Below are 21,536 nucleotides of genomic sequence, written 5' to 3'. Positions count from 1 at the left end.
ATATGCCTATCTGCGCAGCCAAACGGAACGATCCTACGTGAGAGTCAGACAGCCCCTGCTTGCTCTTCTGCTGCTCGCCACGCTCCTGGGCGGTTGCTCCAGCTTCGACGTTCGACGCGAACCCAGCCAGGCGCTGCCGGCTTCAGACTCCGCATTCGGCCGCTCGGTCCAGGCGCAGGCCGCTCCTTACAAGGGACAATCAGGCTTTCGCCTGCTATCGGACAGTACCGAGGCCTTCACCGCCCGCGCCGAGCTGATCCGCAACGCCCAAAGCAGTCTCGACTTGCAGTACTACATCGTGCACGACGGCATCAGCACGCGCATGTTGATCGAGGAATTGCTCAAGGCCGCCGACCGGGGCGTACGGGTGCGGGTACTACTCGACGACACCGCCAGCGACGGCCTGGACCGGGTCATTGCCACCCTTGCCGCGCACCCGAAAATCCAGATCCGCGTATTCAATCCGCTGAATCTTGGCCGCAGCACCGGCGTGACGCGTACCGTGGGCCGGCTGTTCAACCTGTCGCAACAGCATCGACGCATGCATAACAAGTTGTGGCTGGCGGACAACAGCATGGCCATCGTCGGCGGACGAAATCTGGGGGACGAGTATTACGATGCCGAGACCAAGATGAATTTCACTGACATCGACATGCTCAGTGTCGGCCCGGTTGCCGAGCAACTCGGGCACAGTTTCGACCAGTACTGGAACAGCGCCCTGAGCAAGCCGATCGACGAATTCCTGTCGAGCAAACCCACCGCCAAGGACCTGGAAAACACCCGCACCCGACTGGAAGAGTCCCTGGCGCAAACACGCAAACAGAATCACGCGCTCTACAAACACCTGATGACCTTCACCACACACCCGCGCCTGGACATCTGGCGTCGCGAGCTGGTCTGGGCCTGGAACCAGGCATTGTGGGATGCGCCGAGCAAGGTACTGGCCAAGGGCGAACCCGATCCGCAGTTGCTGCTGACCACGCATCTCGCACCTGAACTCGATCATGTCAGCAAAGAGCTGATCATGATCTCGGCCTACTTTGTGCCCGGCCAGCCTGGCCTGGTGTACCTGACTGGGCGCGCCGACGCCGGCGTTTCGGTGAGATTGCTCACCAATTCACTGGAAGCCACGGACGTTCCCGCGGTACACGGCGGTTACGCGCCCTACCGCAGGGCACTGCTGGAACATGGCGTGAAGCTTTACGAGTTGCGCCGCCAACCCGGCGAGGAAGGCGGCGGCGGAAGCGGACCGCATCTGTTTTCCGGTAGCTCCTTTCGCGGCTCCGACTCCAGCCTGCACAGCAAGGCGATGATCTTCGACCAGCAGAAATCCTTTATCGGCTCGTTCAATTTCGATCCGCGCTCGGTGCTGTGGAACACCGAAGTCGGCGTGCTGGTGGACAGTCCGGAGTTGGCCGCAGGGGTCCGCGAACTGGCGCTGCAGGGTATGGCGCCAGCCCTGAGCTACCAGGTGGAGCTGGAAAACGATCAGATCGTCTGGACCACCGAAGACGATGGAAAAAAGCACACCCTGACCAAGGAGCCAGGGAGTTGGTGGCGGCGCTTCAATGCGTGGCTGAGCAACACGGTTGGCCTGGAGAAAATGCTCTAGGCCGGCTCGGCAAGCGCACCAAACGCCCCTTGCCGCGACACCACGATCAACACGCCCAAGGCCCCTACCGCCATCAGCAACGGCAACGCATGGCCGCTGATCCACTGGCTGCCGGCACCCGCCAGCAACGGCCCGATCAGACAACCAATCCCCCACAGCTGGGCAATATGCGCGTTGGCGCGCACCAGTGCGTCGTCACGATAGCGCTCGCCGATCAGGATCAGTGACAAGGTGAACAACCCGCCGGCGCTGGCGCCGAACAACACCCACAATGGCCAGATCAACAGCGTGTCGATCAGCATCGGAATCGCCAGGCTCGAGATCAGTAAAACCACCGCACAACCGGTGAACAATGCGCGTCGCGACAAGCGATCGGCCAACGCACCAATCGGCAATTGCAGCACCGCATCGCCGACCACCACCGTACTGACCATCGCCAGGGCGATCTCCGTGGTGAAGCCCTGCCGCAGGCAATAGACCGGCAGCAGCGTCAGAATCATCGCCTCGAACGCGGCGAACAATGACACCGCCCAGGCAATCGCCGGCAAGCCACGACAGAAAGCGAGCAAATCATTCAAGGTCACGCTGCTGGCCTCGCTGCTCGGCGCACCACTGCGCCCCAGCAACAGGAATGGAGCCGCCATCAACAATCCGACACCCACCCAAAAGCCATAATCGTGCCCGGTACCGAGGAAGCCAAGCAACACCGGCCCCGCCAGCTGACTCAGTGCGTAGCTGCTGCCATACAGCGCCACCAGCCGCCCACGCCATTGCTCGACCACCAGTTGATTGATCCAGCTTTCACCGATGATGAATACAAGGGTCAGGATCACCCCGATCATCAGCCGCAGCACCAACCAGACCGGATAGCTCGGCAACAGTGCGAGCAAACCGATCGAAACCGCCCCGCCCCACAGACACAGGCGCATCAGATTGGCCGTGCCGAATCGTGCCGCCAGATGGCTGGAGATTTTCGCCCCCAAGAGGACGCCGATGGCCGGCATCGCAGCCATCACGCCAATGGCAAACGAGCCGTAGCCCCAGCTCTCCAGGCGAAACGACACCAGTGGCATGCTGACACCCAGGGCCAGGCCGACGCTCAGGACAGATGCCAAAACGGCGAAATAAGTCGCCCAACGCATATTCCACGCTCCTGTGGATAATTATTTTTCAGGCCATACAAACAACTGTGGGAGCGGGCTTGCTCGCGAAGAGGTCATCACATCCAACATCAATGTTGGCTGATACACCACCTTCGCGAGCAAGCCCGCTCCCACAGGGGATCTGCGTCGTTCGGGAGGCCTGTTACTCAACAGGCCTCCCTCACTGACTTACAACTTGATCCAGGTCGCCTTCAGCTCGGTGTATTTGTCGAACGCGTGCAGGGACTTGTCGCGACCGTTGCCGGACTGCTTGAAGCCACCGAACGGAGCGGTCATGTCGCCGCCATCGTACTGATTGACCCACACGCTACCGGCACGCAGTGCACGGGCGGTGAGGTGAGCCTTGGAAATGTCGCCAGTCCAGACCGCGGCAGCCAGGCCGTACGGTGTGTCGTTGGCGATCGCGATGGCTTCTTCGGCACTGTCGAATTCGATCACCGACAGTACCGGGCCGAAGATTTCTTCCTGGGCGATTTTCATCGCGTTGCTCACACCGTCGAAAATCGTCGGTTCAACGTAAGTGCCGCCAGTTTCCTGGAGCGTACGCTTGCCACCGGCCACCAGCCTGGCGCCGTCGGCATGACCGGACTCGATATAGGACAGTACGGTGTTCATCTGCTGGGTATCAACCAGCGCGCCAACATTGGTCGCCGGATCCAGCGGATTGCCCGGCTTCCAGGCCTTCAGCGCCTCGATCACCAGCGGCAGGAATTTATCCTTGATCGAACGCTCCACCAGCAGGCGCGAACCGGCGGTGCAAACTTCGCCCTGGTTGAAGGCGATGGCACCAGCAGCGGCTTCGGCAGCATCCTGCAGGTTCGGCGCATCGGCGAACACGATGTTCGGGCTCTTGCCGCCGGCTTCGAGCCAGACGCGCTTCATGTTCGACTCGCCGGAGTAGATCAACAGTTGCTTGGCGATTTTGGTCGAGCCGGTGAATACCAGGGTATCGACGTCGTTGTGCAGGGCCAGGGCCTTGCCGACGGTGTGACCGTAACCCGGCAATACGTTCAGCACGCCTTTCGGGATGCCGGCTTCGACAGCCAGTTCAGCGATACGGATGGCGGTCAGCGGGGATTTTTCGGACGGCTTGAGGATCACCGAGTTACCGGTGGACAGCGCCGGGCCCAGTTTCCAGCACGCCATCATCAGCGGGAAGTTCCACGGCACGATGGCGCCAACAACCCCCACCGGCTCACGGGTCACCAGGCCCAGTTGATCGTGCGGGGTGGCCGCTACTTCATCGTAGATCTTGTCGATGGCTTCGCCGCTCCAGCTCAGGGCTTGCGCCGCGCCGGGAACGTCGATGTACAGGGAATCGCTGATCGGCTTGCCCATGTCCAGGGTTTCAAGCAGGGCCAGCTCTTCGGCGTGCTGTTTGAGCAGGCCGGCGAAACGGATCATGGTGGATTTGCGCTTGGTTGGCGCCAGGCGCGACCAGACACCGGAATTGAACGTGGCGCGGGCGTTTTCCACAGCGCGCTGGGCATCGGCGGCGTCACAGCTGGCAATCTTGCCCAGCAGACGGCCATCGACCGGGCTGATGCACTCGAAGGTCTCGCCGGAAACGGCGTCGGTGTATTCGCCATTGATATAGGCGCGGCCTTCGATCTTCAGGTCGCGGGCACGTTGTTCCCAGTCGGCACGGGTCAGGGTGGTCATGCGAGTGTCCTCCTCTTATTGATACGACACCCGCGTTCTTCGCGGGCGCTGTCAGGAATTCTGCCCGGCCAGCCTGCTTGTCGGCCCAAGGCAACCACCACCCTAAACCAGCGGCAGGTGAAGTTTCAATATATTTGACATAACGCCGGCAAACGGCCTTGCGATGTTCATTTTAATAAACATAGACTTTGCTTCTACCAACCACTCGCGTCGCATTCACGGGGGAATACAACAATGAGCATCCAGAATATCGTCGACTTCAGCCAGGCCACCACCGCCGCCGAACGCTATCGCCCGGATCCGACCAAAGTACTGAAAGGTGATCCCGAGCAAGTGGTGTACAACCATTACAACAGCCCTTGCGGCCAATTGAACGCCGGCGTGTGGGAAGGGGCTGTCGGCCAGTGGACGGTGAACTTCACCGAACACGAATACTGCGAAATCGTGCAGGGGGTTTCCGTGATACGTGACCTCGACGGCAACGCCAAGACGCTGCGCGTGGGTGATCGCTTTGTGATCCCGGCAGGCTTTCGCGGCACCTGGGAAGTGCTGGAGCCATGCCGCAAGATCTATGTGGCGTTTGAACAGAAGGCTTGAAGACTTGCGTTGTCAGGGCTGACCCCTTCGCGAGCAAGCCCGCTCCCACATTCAAGCTTCAGTGAACACCACATGTGCGTGTGGGAGCGGGCTTGCTCGCGAAGGAGCCCTGACAGGCACCGCATAACCCACAGGCAACAAAAAAGGCCCGTATCTCGCGATACGGGCCTTTTTCGTAAGAGGGAAAAATCAATTACTTGATTTTGCCTTCCTTGTAGATCACGTGCTTGCGAACAACCGGATCATATTTCTTGATCTCGATTTTGTCCGGAGTAGTACGCTTGTTCTTGTCGGTAGTGTAGAAGTGACCAGTACCGGCGCTCGAAATCAAACGAATCAATTCACGCATGATTAGCTCCCTTAAACCTTGCCATCGCGACGAAGTTCGGCCAGCACGACACTGATGCCACGCTTGTCGATGATGCGCATGCCTTTGGCAGATACGCGCAGACGCACGAAACGTTTCTCTTCTTCAACCCAGAAGCGGTGATGCTGCAGGTTCGGCAGGAAACGACGACGGGTTTTGTTGTTTGCGTGGGAAATGTTATTCCCAGTCACCGGACCCTTACCGGTAACTTGACATACTCTAGACATGCCTCAGCCCTCTAAAACCACATGCCCAACCCGGCATGGGTTGGCCGCTTAATCTCTAGTCATTGTGGCGCCAGGCGCCGCGATTCTTTAGAGGTCTTACCGGCTACACCTACAGTGAAGGAACCGGGCCCCTAGAAAAGAGCGCTGCTTTATACCAGAAAGACTGGAGAGCAACAACATTCGCTGTGCCTTGAACTGATAAAAACCCGTTTTTTCCTGCCTCAAGCGCTTTGGATAAAGGCTGTCGGCGCTTGCGACCGCTCGTCGCAGAAAATCTGCCAGACACCTCAATCGCGGGTTTCCCAAGCGGGCACAGCAAAATCAGGCGCCTATAGTCACCTCAAAATGAAAAAGGGGATAGTCATTTACAAAAGAGCCCACTAGGGTAAGCCTTTTCCAGACTGCACTTGCAGATGGGCCTTCGATCTGTAAAGGAACCGACCATGCGCCTTGCTGCCCTACCGCTGTTGCTCGCCCCGCTTCTGCTGAGCCCACAGGCCTTTGCTGCCGCCCTGAGCGTCTGCACCGAGGCCAGCCCTGAAGGGTTCGACGTGGTGCAGTACAACTCGCTGACCACCACCAACGCCTCGGCCGATGTGTTGATGAATCGCCTGGTGGACTTCGACACGGCCAGTGGCAAAGTGGTTGCCAGCCTCGCCGACAGCTGGGAAGTGAGCCCCGACGGCCTGACCTACGTGTTCAAATTGCACCCGCAGGTGAAATTCCATCGCACCGAGTACTTCACTCCGACGCGCGACCTGAATGCCGAAGACGTGATTTTCAGCTTCGACCGCATGCTCGACCCGGCCAATGCGTGGCACAAGGTCGCCCAGAGCGGCTTTCCGCATGCGCAATCGATGCAGTTGCCTGCACTGATCAAGAAGATCGACGCCCTTGATCCGCAGACCGTGCGTTTCGCCCTCGACCACCCGGACTCGACCTTCCTGGCGACCCTGAGCATGGGCTTCGCCTCGATCTATTCGGCCGAATACGCCGACAAACTGATGAAGGCCGGCACGCCCGAGAAGCTCAACAGCCAACCAATCGGCACGGGGCCTTTCGTGTTCACCCGTTTTCAGAAGGACGCCTCGATCCGCTACAAGGCCAACCCGGATTACTTCGGTGGCAAACCGTCGGTGGACCCGCTGATCTTCGCCATCACCCCGGACGCCAACGTGCGCCTGCAGAAACTGCGTAACAACGAATGCCAGATTGCCCTGTCGCCAAAGCCACTGGACGTACAGGCCGCGCTGAAAGAGCCGACCCTGAAAGTCGAAAAGACTGACGCGTTCATGACCGCATTCGTCGGCATCAACAGCCAGCATCCACCGCTGGACAAACCTGAGGTGCGCCAGGCGATCAACCTGGCGTTCGACAAGGCCAATTACCTCAAAGCCGTGTTCGAAGGCACTGCCGAAGCCGCCAACGGCCCCTACCCGCCAAACACCTGGAGCTACGCGAAAAGCCTGCCGGGGTATCCCCGTGACATCGAAAAAGCCAAGGCATTGATGGCCAAGGCCGGACTCAAGGACGGCTTCCAGACCACCATCTGGACCCGCCCTTCCGGCAGCCTGCTCAACCCCAACCCAAGCCTCGGCGCCCAACTGCTGCAGTCTGACCTCGCGGAAATCGGCATTCAGGCCGAGATCCGCGTAATCGAATGGGGCGAATTGATCCGCCGCGCCAAGGCCGGTGAACACGACTTGCTGTTCATGGGCTGGGCTGGCGATAACGGCGACCCGGACAACTTCCTCACGCCGCAGTTTTCCTGCGCCGCGGTCAAATCCGGCACCAACTTCGCCCGCTACTGCAACCAGGACCTGGACAAGCTGATCAGCGCCGGCAAGACCACCGGCGAGCAAGGTGTGCGCAGCAAGCTCTACGAACAGGCCCAGGCGCAGATCCAGCAGCAGGCGCTGTGGCTACCCCTGGCCCACCCGACGGCCTTCGCCCTGACGCGCAAGGATGTCGAGGGGTACTCGGTCAGCCCGTTCGGTCGGCAGGACTACTCCAGGGTGAACCTGAAATAAACGGCTGAAACCCTGTAGGAGCGAGCTCTGCTCGCGATGGACTTCAACGATGACGAGGGCCGCCTGAATGAAAGCGGTGCCCCGGCCACCATCGCGAGCAGAGCTCGCTCCTACAGTGAATCATTCACATCCAGCCATACTCAGCCATCGACAGCGGGTCGCCATCACCGATGATGAAGTGATCCAGCACCCGCACGTCAATCAACTCCAGCGCCTTTTGCAGGCGCTTGGTGAGCACTCGGTCGGCCTGGCTGGGATCGGAGTTACCCGACGGGTGGTTGTGGCAGAGGATCAATGCCGCTGCGTTGTTGGCCAAGGCGCGCTTGACCACCTCTCGCGGATGCACGCTGGTGTTGTCGATGGAGCCACGAAACAGCGTCTCAAACCCCAGCACCTGATGCCTGGAATCGAGAAACAGGCAACCAAACACCTCGTGTGGCTCGTGGCGCAGCATCGATTTCAGGTACTCGCGAACCGCCTGAGGATTCTCCAGTGCCGATTTTTGGCGCGCACGCTCGGCCAGATGACGCCTGCTCATTTCTTGAGCAGCTTGCAGTTGGGCAAATTTCGCCGGACCAAGCCCCAGTTGCTTGCTGAACGTTTCCTGGTCGGCTTCAAGCAGCGAGCGCAGGCTGCCAAACTGGTTCAACAGGTGCCGCGCCAGATCTACCGCGCTTTTGCCCACCACGCCCGTTCGTAAAAAAATCGCCAGCAGTTCGGCGTCCGAAAGACTTCCCGAGCCCTGTTCAAGCAACCTCTCCCGCGGCCGCTCCGCCGCCGGCCAATCGCGAATACTCATAGCACCTCCCTGTCTGTGGGCACCGCTGTTCCGTAGCGGTCGCTGTGATATCGTAGCCCATCTTTTTTGCGGGCGAATTCACCCTGGGGAGGGGGTTTCGCCACGTATGTCACCAACGAATTGAAAGGCAGGCCTATGCAGCGGCTGTATCGGAAACGCATTGTTCTGGGCGTCGGCGGCGGCATCGCTGCCTACAAGAGCGCCGACCTGGTTCGCCGCCTGATCGACCAGGGCGCCGAAGTGCGCGTGGTCATGACCCGAGGCGGCGCAGAGTTCATCACCCCGTTGACCATGCAGGCCCTGTCCGGGCACCCGGTCCACCTGGACCTGCTGGACCCGGCGGCCGAAGCGGCCATGGGCCATATCGAACTGGCCAAATGGGCCGACCTGGTGCTGATCGCCCCCGCCACGGCGGACCTGATCGCACGCCTGGCCCAAGGCATTGCCGATGACCTGCTGACCACGCTGGTATTGGCCACTGACGCAGTGGTCGCTGTTGCGCCGGCAATGAACCAGGCGATGTGGCGCGATCCGGCGACCCAGGCCAACCTGCAAACCCTCGAAAGCCGCGACATCAAGGTCTTCGGTCCAGCCTCCGGCAGCCAGGCCTGCGGCGACGTCGGCCTGGGGCGCATGCTCGAAGCCCTTGAACTGGCCCAATGCGCCGCCGACTGCTTCCAGCGCCAGGCACTGACCGGCAAACACGTACTGATCACGGCCGGCCCGACCCAGGAAAACATCGACCCGGTGCGTTACATCACCAACCACAGCTCCGGGAAAATGGGCTTTGCCCTGGCCGAAGCCGCCGTGGAAGCCGGTGCCCGCGTGACCCTGATCACCGGCCCGGTGCACCTGCCGACCCCGGATCGCGTCACCCGCATCGACGTGGTCAGCGCCCGCGACATGTTGGCCGCCTGCGAAGCGGCGATCCCTTGCGATCTGTTCATCGCCTCGGCAGCAGTCGCGGATTACCGCCCGGAAGTCGTCGCCCCACAGAAACTCAAGAAAGATCCTACGAACGGCGACGGTTTGCTGCTGCAGATGGTGCGCAACCCGGACATTCTGGCCACCATCGCCACCCGTCCCGACCGCCCGTTCAGTGTCGGTTTCGCCGCCGAGACCGAGCACCTGCTCGATTACGCTGCACGCAAGTTGAAAGACAAGAACCTCGATCTGATCGTCGCCAACGACGTCGCCAACCCGAGCATTGGCTTCAACAGCGAAGAAAACGCCTGCAGCGTCATCGACCGTGAGCTTCACGCCACACTCTTCGCCCAGACCAGCAAGAGCAAGATTGCTCGCCAGCTGATCACTTTTATCGCCGAACGTCTGAACCAGGTTTAATTTACATGCACGCTTTGCAAGCCAAGATCCTCGACCCCCGCATCGGTACCGAATTCCCGCTGCCGCAATACGCCACACCGGGCTCCGCCGGCCTCGACCTGCGCGCCATGCTGGAACAGGACACCGTGATCAAGCCGGGTGAAACCGTGCTGATCCCTACCGGTCTGTCGGTCTACATCGGTGACCCGAACCTGGCAGCGCTGATTCTGCCGCGCTCCGGGATGGGCCATAAGCACGGCATCGTGCTGGGTAACCTGGTGGGGCTGATCGACTCCGACTACCAGGGCCCATTGATGGTCTCCTGCTGGAACCGCGGCCAGACCGAATTCACCATGCCGGTCGGCGAGCGCCTGGCGCAACTGGTGCTGGTGCCGGTGGTACAGGCTCATTTCGAGATGGTTGAAGAGTTTGTTGAAACCGAGCGCGGCACTGGCGGTTTCGGCCATACCGGTACCCGTTGATCCGGTCACGCTCTTCTGTGGCGGGGGATCAAGCTCCCTCGCCACAAAATTCAAATTGTCATCTGCAAGGTTTAGCACCGAAAATCAAGGCATTACCGGGCCAAACCCTTGCCGTCGGGGGCGTCATGGCCCTTTCACACCACGAACTCTCTGTGGAAAACGCCGTCATACCCTTCAGTTTGAACCTGCCGTCGAATGACTCGGCGGCCTGTCCAGCCACTTTCGAGATGGAGCATTTCCACAGATGAACACCCCGGCCAACATCGCACCCAAGTTCCCTGACAGCATTTTCCGCGCCTATGACATTCGCGGCACCGTTCCGGAGTTCCTGAACGCTGAGACCGCTTACTGGATCGGCCGCGCCGTCGGCTCGCAAAGCCTGGCCCAGGGCGAACCGAACGTGTCCGTCGGTCGCGATGGCCGCTTGTCCGGCCCGGAGCTGGTTGCACAGCTGATCAAAGGCATCGCCGACAGCGGCTGCCACGTCAGTGATGTCGGCCTGGTTCCGACTCCGGCGCTCTACTACGCCGCCAACGTGCTCGCCGGTAAATCCGGTGTGATGCTCACCGGCAGCCACAACCCGTCGAACTACAACGGCTTCAAGATCGTCATTGCCGGCGACACCTTGGCCAACGAACAGATCCAGGCCCTGCACGACCGCCTCAAGACCAACAACCTGAGCAGCGGCCAGGGCAGCATCACCCAGGTCGAGATCCTCGACCGCTACACCACCGAAATCGTCCAGGACATCAAGCTGGCCCGTCGCCTGAAAGTGGTCGTCGACTGCGGCAACGGCGCGGCCGGCGTGATCGCCCCGCAACTGATCGAAGCGCTGAACTGCGAAGTCATCCCGCTGTTCTGCGAAGTGGATGGCAACTTCCCGAACCACCACCCGGACCCGGGCAAGCCTGAAAACCTCGTGGACCTGATCAACAAGGTCAAGGAAACCAAGGCTGACATCGGCCTGGCCTTCGATGGCGATGGTGACCGCGTCGGTGTGGTGACCAATACCGGCAGCATCGTCTACCCGGACCGCCTGCTGATGTTGTTCGCCCGCGACGTCGTGGCACGCAACCCGGGCGCCGAGATTATCTTCGACGTCAAATGCACCCGCCGCCTGATCCCGCTGATCAAGGAATACGGCGGCCGGTCGCTAATGTGGAAGACCGGTCACTCGTTGATCAAAAAGAAAATGAAACAATCCGGCGCCCTGTTGGCCGGCGAAATGAGCGGGCACATCTTCTTCAAGGAGCGCTGGTTCGGTTTCGACGACGGCATTTACAGCGCCGCGCGGTTGCTGGAGATCCTCAGCAAGGAAAAATCCTCGGCGGAAGAGCTGTTCGCGACCTTCCCGAACGATATTTCTACGCCGGAAATCAATATCCATGTGACCGAAGAGAGCAAATTCAGCATCATTGATGCACTGCACGACGCACAGTGGGGCGCAGGCGCCGACCTGACCACCATTGACGGCGTGCGAGTCGACTATGCCAAAGGCTGGGGCCTGGTACGCGCATCCAACACCACACCGGTGCTGGTGCTGCGTTTCGAGGCCGATGACGAGGCTGAACTGCAACGCATCAAGGATGTGTTCCGCATCCAGCTCAAGCGCGTTGCACCTGATCTCCAACTACCGTTCTGATTCACCCGGAGCCCTGAATGACCCTCGAACGCGAAGCCGCCGCCAACACCGCCAAGGTCCTGTCCGAAGCGTTGCCTTACATCCGCCGTTATGTCGGCAAGACACTGGTGATCAAATACGGCGGCAACGCGATGGAAAGCGAGGAGCTGAAAACCGGCTTCGCCCGCGACATCGTGCTGATGAAGGCCGTGGGCATCAACCCGGTGGTGGTTCACGGCGGCGGTCCGCAAATCGGTGACCTGCTCAAGCGACTGTCGATCGAGAGCCACTTTGTCGACGGCATGCGCGTCACCGACGCCGCGACCATGGACGTGGTGGAAATGGTCCTCGGCGGCCAGGTCAACAAGGACATCGTCAACCTGATCAACCGTCATGGCGGCAGCGCCATCGGCCTGACCGGTAAAGACGCTGAGCTGATTCGTGCGAAGAAGCTCACCGTCACCCGTCAGACCCCGGAGATGACCACCCCGGAAATCATCGACATTGGCCATGTGGGCGAGGTGGTCGGGATCAACACCGACCTGCTGAACCTGCTGGTCAAGGGCGACTTCATTCCGGTGATCGCGCCCATCGGTGTCGGCGCCAACGGCGAGTCGTACAACATCAACGCTGACCTGGTGGCCGGTAAAGTCGCCGAAGCGCTGAAAGCCGAGAAGTTGATGCTGCTGACCAACATCGCCGGCCTGATGGACAAGTCGGGCAAGGTCCTGACCGGCCTGAGCACTGCACAGGTCGACGAACTGATCGCCGACGGCACCATCTACGGCGGCATGCTGCCGAAGATCCGTTGCGCGCTGGAAGCGGTCCAGGGCGGCGTGGGCAGCTCGTTGATCATCGACGGCCGCGTGCCGAACGCGATCCTGCTGGAAATCTTCACCGATACCGGTGTGGGCACCTTGATCAGCAATCGCAAGCGTCACTGATTCAAGAACGTCAAAAAGATCGCAACCTTCAGCGGCACCTACGGATGTATGAATATTCCGTAGGTGCTGACGAAGTCTGCGATCTTTTTTATGCGTGCAGGAAATGCCTTACTTCAGATAACGAAACGTCCGACATCATTAAGGAATCAATCTGCATAGGATCTTCCCTGCATCCACAGGAGATCTACCCATGCAAAAAGACCATGTTCCATACGGCAGTGACATTTCAGCAGGCACCTACGCCTGCGTTGACTGCGGATTTGAGTATTCAGGTCCGTCGCAAACATCAATGCCACCCTGCCCTGATTTCAAAAAGACCCCTCACACGCGCAAAGCCTGGAAAGTATTGACCGGCCAGGGCGACGCCCTGAATGATCCGTATCCGGAAAAAACCGACAAATCCGTCGAGATCAAAAAGGCCGAGACAACCAGCCCTGCGAGCAAAAAATAGCCACGGAGGCACTGAGCCATGCAGATCTCGTTCACGATCGACGCCCAGGCTTTCGAGCAGGAGCAGAAGGAGCCGGTCAAGAAAACCCTGAAGATTTCCGACACGGAAATTGCTCATGCCTTACAGCGTATCGCCAAGGCGAGCCTGACTGAATACTTGAAAATGCTGGTTGAAGGCGGCATGCCGAGCCGGGCCGATGAAGCAAAACAGGACCGTTTGCTGTATCTGATTCAAAGCTACTTCGGGCAGACCCTGCCAACCGAATCGCAGATATCGACGATTTTCCAGCTGACTCAGAGCCAAAGCAAAACCCTGCTGAAAAACACGGTTTCACGCTTTCGCAATCAATTGGACGAGATCTTGCAGCACAGCATGCGAGCCGTGGTCGAGTCTGCGGAGCACGCGCAGACGGTGCATCTGGTGGTGATCAGCTCGGACGTCATCCGCGATGAACTGAACATGCTGATCACCCAGAACGAGCCGACTTTCAAACCCATCATCAAACGCAAAGGCAGTGCCGGGCAGTTCGAAATCAGCGAGGATTCCCACGCGCTGCTGTGCCGGACACTGGGCCTGAATGCCGTTCAGTGACATCGTCGCGGTCAGTGGTTTGCTGCTGACCCTGACCACATTCATGTTCAACCTGGCATGGCCAAAATTGCATGAAGCGTTGGGACTGGATGAAAAGCAACCAGGCCCACTGGCCAGAAAACGTAGCCGAGAGAAGGTTTCAGGCGTTTTGCTCGGTTGCGCCCTGCCCCTGACCGGCGCCTTCACCGCACTTTTTTACGTCAACCTGCCGGCCGCCGCTCGAATCATGCGTGGCAGCAAACTGGATCTGTGGGATTTCGATGTGGACCGCACGCTATACGTTCTAGTTGTCGTGGCGCTGCTGGGGTTCGCGCTATTCAATCTGGGATTGGCACTAAAACTGATAGGAAAATGGCGAAGACTGCACTGACAGCACAAACAAAGAGCCCCTTGTAGGAGCGAGCTTGTTCGCGAAAAACGTCAACGATAACGCGGGGTGCCTGACAACCCGCGTTGTTGGGACGTCCATCGCGAGCAATCGAGCGTCGACCGGCTGCTCCTACAAGGCCAGCGTGTTAAACGCCGAACTGGGCGCGGTAGGCTTCCACGGCTGGCAGGTGCTGCTTGAGCTGTGGATCGTCTGCCAGGAATTCCAGCACCTGGTTCAGCGAAACGATGCTGATCACCGGTATGCCGAAGTCACGCTCGACTTCCTGGATCGCCGACAACTCGCCGTTGCCGCGTTCCTGACGGTTCAGGGCGATCAGCACGCCTGCCGCCTTGGCGCCGTCCTGGGAGGCGATGATCTGCATCACTTCACGAATCGCCGTGCCAGCGGTGATCACGTCGTCGATGATCAGCACTTCACCGGTCAGCGGTGCGCCAACCAGGCTGCCGCCTTCGCCATGGGCCTTGGCTTCCTTGCGGTTGAAGCACCATGGCAGGTCACGATTGTGATGCTCGGCCAACGCCACCGCAGTGGTCGCCGCCAAAGGAATGCCTTTGTAGGCTGGGCCAAACAGCACGTCGAAGGGAATACCACTTTCGGCAATGGCGGCGGCGTAGAAACGACCCAGCTGCGCCAGGGCCGAACCCGAGTTGAACAGGCCCGCGTTGAAGAAGTAAGGACTGGTGCGCCCGGACTTCAGGGTGAACTCACCGAAGCGCAAAACGCCGCGATCGATGGCAAAACGGATGAAATCGCGCTGATACGCTTGCATGAAAAAAACCCCAAATACCACGGATTTAGCTAATTAGCTTGACGCCGTGTATCATACACGCACGCGATTTTTGGGGCCATTTATGCGGATCATCAGTGTGAACGTCAATGGTATTCAGGCTGCAGTCGAGCGTGGTTTGCTCAGTTGGCTGCAAGCACAGAATGCCGACGTCATCTGCCTGCAGGACACCCGTGCCTCCGCCTTTGAACTGGATGACCCAGCCTTCCAACTGGATGGCTACTTCCTTTATGCCTGCGATGCTGAAGTCCCTGCCCAAGGCGGCGTGGCTTTGTATTCGCGGCTGCAACCGAAGGCTGTCATCAGCGGTCTCGGTTTCGAGACGGCCGACCGCTACGGGCGCTACCTGCAAGCAGATTTCGACAAAGTCAGTATTGCCACCTTGCTGCTTCCTTCGGGGATGAACGGCGATGAGGACTTGAACCAGAAGTTCAAGCTCATGGACGACTTCGGCAAGTACCTGGACAAGCAGCGGCGCAAACGCCGCGAGTACATTTATTGTGGCTCGCTGTACGTGGCGCAGCAGAAGCTGGATATCAAGAACTGGCGTGACAGCCAGCAATCTCCGGGCTTCCTGGCACCTGAACGTGCCTGGATGGACGAGATTGTCGGCAACATGGGTTATGTCGACGCCCTGCGGGAAGTCAGCCGCGAAGGCGACCAGTACAGCTGGTGGCCGGACAACGAACAGGCGGAGATGCTCAACCTCGGTTGGCGCTTCGACTATCAACTGCTGACCCCGGGCCTGCGCCGCTTCGTACGCAGCGCACGCCTGCCACGCCAGCCGCGGTTCTCGCAACACGCGCCGCTGATCGTGGACTACGACTGGACGCTGACCATTTAAGCGTCAGATGCAGAAAAGCCGACAGCGATGTCGGCTTTTTTGTGGGTGCTGATTTGCCTTTCTGTAGGAGCGAGCTTGCTCGCGATGGTGTGTCAGCCACATTGGCGTCAACTGATGCACCATCGCGAGCAAGCTCGCTCCTACAAGGGATCGGCGGTGATTATTTGATCAATCGCCAGGTGAATGGATACCGGTAATGGAAACCCTCATTGGCTTTCACCCCGGCGATGATGGTCAATACCAACGCACCAATGGCGATCAGGCCAAACAGGAAGAAACCGATAATCACCACCATCAGCAGGAAGCAGATCGCCGAGGCGATCGCGACGCTGATCTGAAAATTCAACGCTTCCTTGCCCTGGGCATCGATAAACGGGTCCATCTCGCGCTTCATCTGCCAGAGAATCAGCGGGCCGATGATCGTGCCGAACGGAATCCAGATCCCCAGCAAGGCGGACAAGTGACAAAACATGGCCCACTGACGCGCCTCTTGGCTCGGCGTGGGCAGCGGCAGTTGCTCGTCACTCATGGTGTCCTCCTTGTCTGGAGCAGCCCGGTCAGTCGGCCAGGGCGGCCTTTTGCAGTTCGAAGATCTCGTTCATGCCTTTCTTGGCCAGTTCGAGCATGGCGTTCAGCTCTTCAGGCTGGAACGGCGCGCCTTCGGCAGTGCCCTGGACTTCGATGAAACCGCCAGCGCTGGTCATCACCACGTTCAGGTCAGTCTCGGCGGCCGAGTCTTCCAGGTAGTCGAGGTCGAGCACCGGCTCGCCCTTGTACATGCCCACGGAAACAGCGGCGATCATCTGTTTGACCGGGTCGCCGCCTTTCAGGCCGCCACGCTTCTTGATGACTTTCAAGGCATCGATCAGTGCAACCATGGAGCCGGTGATCGAAGCAGTGCGAGTGCCGCCATCAGCCTGGATCACATCGCAGTCGACGTACAGGGTGATGTCGCCCAGCTTGGACATGTCCAGCGCGGCGCGCAGGGAGCGACCGATCAGACGCTGGATTTCCAGGGTACGGCCGCCCTGCTTGCCACGGCTGGCTTCACGCTGGTTACGTTCGCCGGTAGCACGCGGCAGCATGCCGTACTCGGCAGTCAGCCAACCCTGGCCCTGGCCTTTCAGGAAACGCGGTACGCCCGGTTCAACGCTGACGGTGCAGATGACCTTGGTATCACCGAACTCGACCAGCACAGAACCCTCGGCGTGTTTGGTGTAGTTGCGGGTGATGCGGATCGAGCGGAGCTGATCGGCAGCGCGACCACTTGGACGTATCATAGGGAATACCTGTACTGGGGACGGAAAACTGCGGAGCATTATAGAGCCGACGGCCGCCACTGGGCACTTCTAAAAAAATCCGCCGACGACCGATGGCTCTGTACCGCGCGTCGGCGAAGGCCTGCCGCTCTTTGTCACACCCTGTGTTTGGGCGCATCCGCGCCACTGCGCTACAATCCTGCGCCTTTGCTGCCAGTCGGCTTTAATTCATTGATATCGGATTGCCGGAACCTCGGTTCTGTGCCGATCCGCATTGCGAGGTACCGCCATGGTGCACAGCATGACCGCCTTCGCCCGCGTCGAAAAAGCCGGCGTCCAGGGCACCCTGAGCTGGGAACTGCGGTCGGTCAACAGCCGCTACCTGGAGCCCCACCTGCGCCTGCCGGAGTCCTTTCGCGACCTCGAGGGCGCTGTTCGTGAAGCCCTGCGCCAGGGTGTATCGCGGGGCAAGCTCGAATGCACCCTGCGCTTCACCGAAGAGAACACCGGCAAAGCACTGCAAGTCGATCAGGAGCGCGCCGCGCAACTGGTCGCCGCTGCCGAGACCATCGCCAGCCTGATCAACAACCCGGCAGCGCTGAACCCGCTGGAGGTCCTGGCCTGGCCCGGCGTACTGGTTGGCGACGCCACCGACCCGCAAGCCCTGAACGCAGAAGCGCTGGCACTGTTCAATCAGGCTCTCAAAGAACTGAAGGCCGGCCGCGAGCGCGAAGGCGCGGAGCTGGCTCGGCTGATCAACGAACGCCTGAGCTCCATCGAAGAAGACGTGGTCACCTTGCGCGAACTGGTCCCGCAGATGCTCGCCACCCAGCGCCAGAAAGTCCTCGACCGCTTCGCCGACATGAAGGCCGAGATGGATCCGCAGCGCCTGGAGCAGGAAATGGTCATGCTCGCGCAAAAAAGCGACGTCGCCGAAGAACTGGATCGCCTGAGCACTCACATCATCGAAGTTCGCCGGGTGCTCAAATCCGGCGGCGCTGCCGGTCGGCGCCTGGACTTCCTGATGCAGGAACTCAACCGCGAAGCCAACACACTGGGCTCCAAAGCCTTCGACCCGCGCAGCACCCAGGCTGCGGTCAACCTCAAGGTGTTGATCGAGCAGATGCGCGAACAAGTGCAGAACATTGAGTAAGGCTACCCCGACATGACCCACAGCACCGGCACCCTGTACATCATTTCCGCCCCTTCGGGCGCGGGCAAGAGCAGTCTGGTCAAGGCCCTGACCGACGCCAATCCGGAGATTCGCGTATCGATTTCCCACACCACCCGTGCCATGCGTCCGGGTGAAGTGGACGGCGTGAACTATCACTTCGTGACCCGCGAAGAGTTCGTGAAGATGGGCGAGCACGGCGACTTCCTCGAACGCGCCGAAGTCTTCGGCAACTTTTACGGTACCTCGCAAAGCCGCCTGCAGCAGACACTGGACGAAGGTCACGACCTGATCCTTGAAATCGACTGGCAAGGCGCCGAGCAAGTGCGCAAGCTGATGCCGCAGGCACGCTCGATTTTCATTCTGCCGCCGTCGCTCCAGGCCTTGCACCAGCGCCTGACCAACCGCGGTCAGGACAGCGACGAGATCATCGACGGCCGGATGCGTGAAGCCGTCAGCGAGATGAGCCATTACGTCGAATACGACTACCTGATCATCAACGACGATTTCGCCCATGCGCTGGACGATCTGAAGGCGATTTTCCGCGCCAATCAGCTGCAGCAGAAACGCCAACAGGTGCGTTTCGGCAAATTGCTGGCTGAATTGCTCGGTTAATCAGCTCTTCCCAAAACCGTTGCAAGGGCTTTACATTGGCACTTGCAGCGCGTTGAAGGGCTTGGTCAAAAAATCAGCGCTTCCCTAATCGCTGGTGATTTTTTAAACTGTTGAGTCCGCTCGCCCATCCGGGCAGCGCGCATATTGCATTTGCTACGAGGAAGACCATGGCCCGCGTAACCGTTGAAGACTGCCTAGAACACGTGGATAACCGCTTTGAGCTGGTCATGCTCTCTACCAAGCGTGCCCGTCAACTGGCCACCGGCGGCAAAGAGCCGAAAGTAGCATGGGAAAACGACAAGCCTACCGTCGTCGCCCTGCGCGAAATCGCTGAAGGCCTGATCGACTACGCAGCTATCGCCGAAGCCGAAATCGTTGAAGATGAACCGCTTTTTGCTGCATTCGAGGACGAGTCCAACGAGGCCGTCTAAGCCTATGCCTGGTCGACGTGGCACGGCGCGGGATCACAGCTTGTGGCAGGAGACATCATGCCGAGCATAGACGCCCTCGCCGATCGCTTATCGGCCTACCTCGGCAAGGACCAGGTCAACCTGGTCCGCCGAGCGTATTTCTACGCTGAACAAGCCCACGACGGCCAACGCCGCCGTAGCGGCGAAGCGTACGTCACGCACCCACTCGCGGTTGCGAATATTCTTGCCGACATGCACATGGACCATCAGAGCCTGATGGCTGCGATGCTGCATGACGTGATCGAAGACACCGGCATTGCCAAAGAGGCGCTGCAAGCGCAGTTCGGCGAAACCGTGGCCGAACTGGTCGACGGGGTCAGCAAACTGACCCAGATGAACTTCGAGACCAAGGCCGAAGCCCAGGCTGAAAACTTCCAGAAAATGGCCATGGCCATGGCCCGCGACATTCGCGTGATCCTGGTCAAGCTGGCCGACCGCCTGCACAACATGCGCACCCTGGAAGTGCTGTCCGGCGAAAAGCGCCGGCGCATCGCCAAGGAAACCCTGGAAATCTATGCGCCCATCGCCAACCGGCTGGGCATGCACGCCATCCGCATCGAGTTCGAAGACCTCGGCTTCAAGGCCATGCACCCGATGCGTTCCGCGCGGATCTACCAGGCCGTCAAACGCGCCCGGGGCAACCGCAAGGAAATCGTCAACAAGATCGAAGAGTCCCTGAGCCACTGCCTGGCCATCGATGGCATCCAGGGCGAGGTCAGCGGTCGCCAGAAACACCTCTACGGCATCTACAAGAAAATGCGCGGCAAGCGTCGGGCCTTCAACGAGATCATGGACGTCTATGCGTTCCGGATCATCGTCGACAAGGTCGATACCTGCTACCGCGTGCTGGGTGCTGTACATAATTTGTACAAACCATTGCCGGGACGCTTCAAGGATTACATCGCGATCCCCAAGGCCAACGGCTATCAGTCGCTGCACACCACGCTGTTCGGCATGCACGGCGTGCCGATCGAGATCCAGATCCGCACCCGCGAAATGGAAGAGATGGCCAACAACGGCATCGCCGCCCATTGGCTGTACAAATCCAGCGGCGACGAGCAGCCCAAAGGCACCCATGCCCGCGCCCGTCAGTGGGTCAAGGGCGTGCTGGAAATGCAGCAACGCGCCGGCAACTCGCTGGAATTCATCGAGAGCGTGAAGATCGACCTGTTCCCGGACGAGGTCTACGTGTTCACGCCCAAAGGCCGGATCATGGAGCTGCCCAAGGGCTCCACGGCGGTCGACTTTGCCTACGCGGTGCATACCGACGTCGGCAACAGCTGCATTGCCTGCCGGATCAATCGTCGTCTCGCGCCGCTGTCCGAACCGCTGCAAAGCGGCTCCACGGTCGAGATCGTCAGTGCTCCCGGCGCGCGGCCGAACCCGGCCTGGCTCAACTTCGTGGTCACCGGCAAGGCGCGCACACACATTCGCCATGCACTGAAACTGCAACGTCGCTCCGAGTCCATCAGCCTCGGCGAACGCCTGCTGAACAAGGTCCTCAACGGTTTCGACAGCGCGCTGGAAAAAATCCCGGCCGAGCGCGTCAAGGCCATGCTCGTCGAGTACCGCCTCGAACTGATCGAAGACTTGCTGGAAGACATCGGCCTGGGCAATCGCATGGCCTATGTGGTGGCCCGCCGACTGCTGGGCGAGGGCGAACAGTTACCAAGCCCGGAAGGCCCGCTGGCGATTCGCGGTACCGAAGGCCTGGTGCTCAGCTACGCCAAGTGTTGCACGCCGATCCCGGGCGACCCGATTGTCGGCCACCTGTCCGCGGGCAAAGGCATGGTCGTGCACCTGGACAACTGCCGCAACATCAGCGAAATCCGCCACAACCCGGAAAAATGCATCCAGCTCTCGTGGGCCAAGGATGTCACCGGCGAATTCAACGTCGAGCTGCGCGTCGAGCTGGAGCACCAGCGCGGCCTGATCGCCCTGCTGGCCAGCAGCGTCAACGCCGCCGACGGCAACATCGAGAAAATCAGCATGGACGAACGCGATGGTCGCATCAGCGTGGTCCAGTTGGTGGTCAGCGTGCACGACCGCGTGCACCTGGCCCGCGTGATCAAGAAACTGCGCGCCTTGACCGGGGTGATTCGAATCACCCGCATGCGTGCGTAGCAATCC

At 60.0% G+C, this 21,536-nt stretch carries 22 protein-coding genes and 1 pseudogene; 15 read left to right on the top strand and 8 right to left on the bottom strand.

Annotated features, from left to right (window positions below):
* The first annotated feature begins 37 nt into the window (after positions 1–37).
* Entirely contained in the window at positions 38–1,612 is a 1,575-nt protein-coding gene (locus tag ACEN8Q_RS23850) for a phospholipase D family protein (RefSeq protein WP_413423346.1), read from the top strand.
* Here the strand turns inward: ACEN8Q_RS23850 and ACEN8Q_RS23845 are convergent.
* A complete protein-coding gene (locus ACEN8Q_RS23845; protein WP_413423344.1) occupies positions 1,609–2,754 on the bottom strand; it encodes an MFS transporter in 1,146 nt (381 codons plus the stop codon). The genes ACEN8Q_RS23850 and ACEN8Q_RS23845 overlap by 4 nt on opposite strands.
* Before the next feature lie 189 nt (positions 2,755–2,943).
* Entirely contained in the window at positions 2,944–4,437 is a 1,494-nt protein-coding gene (locus ACEN8Q_RS23840) for an aldehyde dehydrogenase (protein WP_413423342.1), read from the bottom strand.
* Positions 4,438–4,671: 234 nt separating this feature from the next.
* Here ACEN8Q_RS23840 and ACEN8Q_RS23835 point away from each other — a divergent pair, with 234 nt between their 5' ends.
* On the top strand, positions 4,672–5,034 hold the full coding sequence (locus tag ACEN8Q_RS23835; RefSeq protein ID WP_057395874.1) for a cupin domain-containing protein: 363 nt from the start codon (positions 4,672–4,674) through the stop codon (positions 5,032–5,034).
* 193 nt (positions 5,035–5,227) lie between these two features.
* On the opposite strand, the gene rpmG is transcribed toward ACEN8Q_RS23835, so the two are convergent.
* Together rpmG and rpmB are read right to left on the bottom strand one after the other, a co-directional pair.
* Positions 5,228–5,383, bottom strand: coding sequence for a 50S ribosomal protein L33 (gene rpmG, locus ACEN8Q_RS23830; protein ID WP_003177274.1), 156 nt, complete (start codon positions 5,381–5,383; stop codon positions 5,228–5,230).
* An 11-nt stretch (positions 5,384–5,394) separates the two neighbouring features.
* Entirely contained in the window at positions 5,395–5,628 is a 234-nt protein-coding gene (gene rpmB, locus ACEN8Q_RS23825) for a 50S ribosomal protein L28 (protein ID WP_003177273.1), read from the bottom strand.
* Between the two features lie 443 nt (positions 5,629–6,071).
* Here rpmB and ACEN8Q_RS23820 point away from each other — a divergent pair, with 443 nt between their 5' ends.
* Positions 6,072–7,658 carry an ABC transporter substrate-binding protein gene (locus ACEN8Q_RS23820; protein ID WP_413423339.1) on the top strand — a complete coding sequence of 529 codons (1,587 nt, stop codon included), beginning with the start codon at positions 6,072–6,074 and terminating at the stop codon, positions 7,656–7,658.
* A 124-nt stretch (positions 7,659–7,782) separates the two neighbouring features.
* Here the strand turns inward: ACEN8Q_RS23820 and radC are convergent, their stop codons facing one another.
* Positions 7,783–8,457, bottom strand: a complete 675-nt coding sequence (gene radC, locus ACEN8Q_RS23815) for a RadC family protein (protein WP_413423337.1) — start codon at positions 8,455–8,457, stop codon at positions 7,783–7,785.
* 135 nt (positions 8,458–8,592) lie between these two features.
* Between radC and coaBC the strand changes: the two genes are divergently transcribed.
* The 7 genes and pseudogenes from coaBC (at position 8,593) to ACEN8Q_RS23780 (ending at position 14,239) form a co-directional block, all read left to right on the top strand.
* Positions 8,593–9,801, top strand: a complete 1,209-nt coding sequence (coaBC, locus tag ACEN8Q_RS23810) for a bifunctional phosphopantothenoylcysteine decarboxylase/phosphopantothenate--cysteine ligase CoaBC (protein ID WP_102700099.1) — start codon at positions 8,593–8,595, stop codon at positions 9,799–9,801.
* Between the two features lie 5 nt (positions 9,802–9,806).
* Positions 9,807–10,262 carry a dUTP diphosphatase gene (gene dut, locus ACEN8Q_RS23805; protein WP_007975171.1) on the top strand — a complete coding sequence of 152 codons (456 nt, stop codon included), beginning with the start codon at positions 9,807–9,809 and terminating at the stop codon, positions 10,260–10,262.
* 265 nt (positions 10,263–10,527) lie between these two features.
* Positions 10,528–11,904 (top strand): annotated as a pseudogene (locus ACEN8Q_RS23800) (phosphomannomutase/phosphoglucomutase); the annotation flags it as partial.
* A 17-nt stretch (positions 11,905–11,921) separates the two neighbouring features.
* Positions 11,922–12,827, top strand: a complete 906-nt coding sequence (argB, locus tag ACEN8Q_RS23795; RefSeq protein WP_007996521.1) for an acetylglutamate kinase — start codon at positions 11,922–11,924, stop codon at positions 12,825–12,827.
* Positions 12,828–13,017: 190 nt separating this feature from the next.
* The gene (locus ACEN8Q_RS23790) at positions 13,018–13,278 is read left to right on the top strand and encodes a hypothetical protein (protein WP_413423333.1); all 261 of its coding nucleotides are present in this window, start codon (positions 13,018–13,020) and stop codon (positions 13,276–13,278) included.
* Between the two features lie 18 nt (positions 13,279–13,296).
* Positions 13,297–13,869, top strand: a complete 573-nt coding sequence (locus ACEN8Q_RS23785; protein WP_413423331.1) for a hypothetical protein — start codon at positions 13,297–13,299, stop codon at positions 13,867–13,869.
* Positions 13,856–14,239: a hypothetical protein gene (locus ACEN8Q_RS23780; protein ID WP_413423329.1), complete on the top strand. Its 384-nt coding sequence runs from the start codon at positions 13,856–13,858 to the stop codon at positions 14,237–14,239. Before ACEN8Q_RS23785 ends, ACEN8Q_RS23780 begins: the two co-directional genes overlap by 14 nt.
* Positions 14,240–14,384: 145 nt before the next feature.
* On the opposite strand, the gene pyrE is transcribed toward ACEN8Q_RS23780, so the two are convergent.
* A complete protein-coding gene (gene pyrE, locus ACEN8Q_RS23775) occupies positions 14,385–15,029 on the bottom strand; it encodes an orotate phosphoribosyltransferase (protein WP_007954442.1) in 645 nt (214 codons plus the stop codon).
* Positions 15,030–15,111: 82 nt separating this feature from the next.
* Here pyrE and ACEN8Q_RS23770 point away from each other — a divergent pair, with 82 nt between their 5' ends.
* Positions 15,112–15,891: an exodeoxyribonuclease III gene (locus tag ACEN8Q_RS23770; protein WP_003229491.1), complete on the top strand. Its 780-nt coding sequence runs from the start codon at positions 15,112–15,114 to the stop codon at positions 15,889–15,891.
* 160 nt (positions 15,892–16,051) lie between these two features.
* On the opposite strand, the gene ACEN8Q_RS23765 is transcribed toward ACEN8Q_RS23770, so the two are convergent.
* Positions 16,052–16,420: a DUF4870 domain-containing protein gene (locus tag ACEN8Q_RS23765; protein ID WP_413423327.1), complete on the bottom strand. Its 369-nt coding sequence runs from the start codon at positions 16,418–16,420 to the stop codon at positions 16,052–16,054.
* Positions 16,421–16,448: 28 nt separating this feature from the next.
* On the bottom strand, positions 16,449–17,171 hold the full coding sequence (rph, locus tag ACEN8Q_RS23760) for a ribonuclease PH (RefSeq protein ID WP_057395880.1): 723 nt from the start codon (positions 17,169–17,171) through the stop codon (positions 16,449–16,451).
* Positions 17,172–17,439: 268 nt separating this feature from the next.
* Between rph and ACEN8Q_RS23755 the strand changes: the two genes are divergently transcribed.
* The 4 genes from ACEN8Q_RS23755 (at position 17,440) to spoT (ending at position 21,530) form a co-directional block, all read left to right on the top strand.
* Complete coding sequence (locus ACEN8Q_RS23755; RefSeq protein WP_413423325.1) at positions 17,440–18,303, top strand: YicC/YloC family endoribonuclease; 864 nt, start codon at positions 17,440–17,442, stop codon at positions 18,301–18,303.
* 12 nt (positions 18,304–18,315) lie between these two features.
* Positions 18,316–18,936 (top strand): guanylate kinase, encoded by a 621-nt coding sequence (gene gmk / locus ACEN8Q_RS23750; protein WP_003229498.1) that lies wholly within the window; start codon positions 18,316–18,318, stop codon positions 18,934–18,936.
* A gap of 167 nt (positions 18,937–19,103) precedes the next feature.
* Positions 19,104–19,367, top strand: a complete 264-nt coding sequence (rpoZ, locus tag ACEN8Q_RS23745; RefSeq protein WP_007921129.1) for a DNA-directed RNA polymerase subunit omega — start codon at positions 19,104–19,106, stop codon at positions 19,365–19,367.
* A 57-nt stretch (positions 19,368–19,424) separates the two neighbouring features.
* Positions 19,425–21,530 carry a bifunctional GTP diphosphokinase/guanosine-3',5'-bis pyrophosphate 3'-pyrophosphohydrolase gene (spoT, locus tag ACEN8Q_RS23740; protein WP_085723649.1) on the top strand — a complete coding sequence of 702 codons (2,106 nt, stop codon included), beginning with the start codon at positions 19,425–19,427 and terminating at the stop codon, positions 21,528–21,530.
* The last annotated feature ends 6 nt before the right edge of the window (positions 21,531–21,536 follow it).

This window comes from Pseudomonas sp. Pseusp16 (assembly GCF_047324915.1).
GTDB classification, from domain to species: Bacteria; Pseudomonadota; Gammaproteobacteria; order Pseudomonadales; family Pseudomonadaceae; genus Aquipseudomonas; species Aquipseudomonas fluorescens_CD.
The sequence above is the reverse complement of the archived record's forward strand: the minus strand, read 5'-3'. Positions and strand labels throughout refer to the sequence as shown.

Bases quoted from the DNA above. Each gene is read 5' to 3' on its own strand.
- argB (WP_007996521.1), top strand. From the start codon at position 11,922: ATGACCCTCGAACGCGAAGCCGCCGCCAACACCGCCAAGGTCCTGTCC.
- coaBC (WP_102700099.1), top strand. From the start codon at position 8,593: ATGCAGCGGCTGTATCGGAAACGCATTGTTCTGGGCGTCGGCGGCGGC.
- ACEN8Q_RS23785 (WP_413423331.1), top strand. From the start codon at position 13,297: ATGCAGATCTCGTTCACGATCGACGCCCAGGCTTTCGAGCAGGAGCAG.
- rph (WP_057395880.1), bottom strand. From the start codon at position 17,171: ATGATACGTCCAAGTGGTCGCGCTGCCGATCAGCTCCGCTCGATCCGC.
- rpoZ (WP_007921129.1), top strand. From the start codon at position 19,104: ATGGCCCGCGTAACCGTTGAAGACTGCCTAGAACACGTGGATAACCGC.
- ACEN8Q_RS23770 (WP_003229491.1), top strand. From the start codon at position 15,112: ATGCGGATCATCAGTGTGAACGTCAATGGTATTCAGGCTGCAGTCGAG.
- ACEN8Q_RS23755 (WP_413423325.1), top strand. From the start codon at position 17,440: ATGGTGCACAGCATGACCGCCTTCGCCCGCGTCGAAAAAGCCGGCGTC.
- radC (WP_413423337.1), bottom strand. From the start codon at position 8,457: ATGAGTATTCGCGATTGGCCGGCGGCGGAGCGGCCGCGGGAGAGGTTG.
- ACEN8Q_RS23840 (WP_413423342.1), bottom strand. From the start codon at position 4,437: ATGACCACCCTGACCCGTGCCGACTGGGAACAACGTGCCCGCGACCTG.
- ACEN8Q_RS23780 (WP_413423329.1), top strand. From the start codon at position 13,856: ATGCCGTTCAGTGACATCGTCGCGGTCAGTGGTTTGCTGCTGACCCTG.
- gmk (WP_003229498.1), top strand. From the start codon at position 18,316: ATGACCCACAGCACCGGCACCCTGTACATCATTTCCGCCCCTTCGGGC.
- dut (WP_007975171.1), top strand. From the start codon at position 9,807: ATGCACGCTTTGCAAGCCAAGATCCTCGACCCCCGCATCGGTACCGAA.
- rpmB (WP_003177273.1), bottom strand. From the start codon at position 5,628: ATGTCTAGAGTATGTCAAGTTACCGGTAAGGGTCCGGTGACTGGGAAT.
- ACEN8Q_RS23835 (WP_057395874.1), top strand. From the start codon at position 4,672: ATGAGCATCCAGAATATCGTCGACTTCAGCCAGGCCACCACCGCCGCC.
- ACEN8Q_RS23845 (WP_413423344.1), bottom strand. From the start codon at position 2,754: ATGCGTTGGGCGACTTATTTCGCCGTTTTGGCATCTGTCCTGAGCGTC.
- spoT (WP_085723649.1), top strand. From the start codon at position 19,425: ATGCCGAGCATAGACGCCCTCGCCGATCGCTTATCGGCCTACCTCGGC.
- pyrE (WP_007954442.1), bottom strand. From the start codon at position 15,029: ATGCAAGCGTATCAGCGCGATTTCATCCGTTTTGCCATCGATCGCGGC.
- ACEN8Q_RS23765 (WP_413423327.1), bottom strand. From the start codon at position 16,420: ATGAGTGACGAGCAACTGCCGCTGCCCACGCCGAGCCAAGAGGCGCGT.
- ACEN8Q_RS23820 (WP_413423339.1), top strand. From the start codon at position 6,072: ATGCGCCTTGCTGCCCTACCGCTGTTGCTCGCCCCGCTTCTGCTGAGC.
- rpmG (WP_003177274.1), bottom strand. From the start codon at position 5,383: ATGCGTGAATTGATTCGTTTGATTTCGAGCGCCGGTACTGGTCACTTC.
- ACEN8Q_RS23790 (WP_413423333.1), top strand. From the start codon at position 13,018: ATGCAAAAAGACCATGTTCCATACGGCAGTGACATTTCAGCAGGCACC.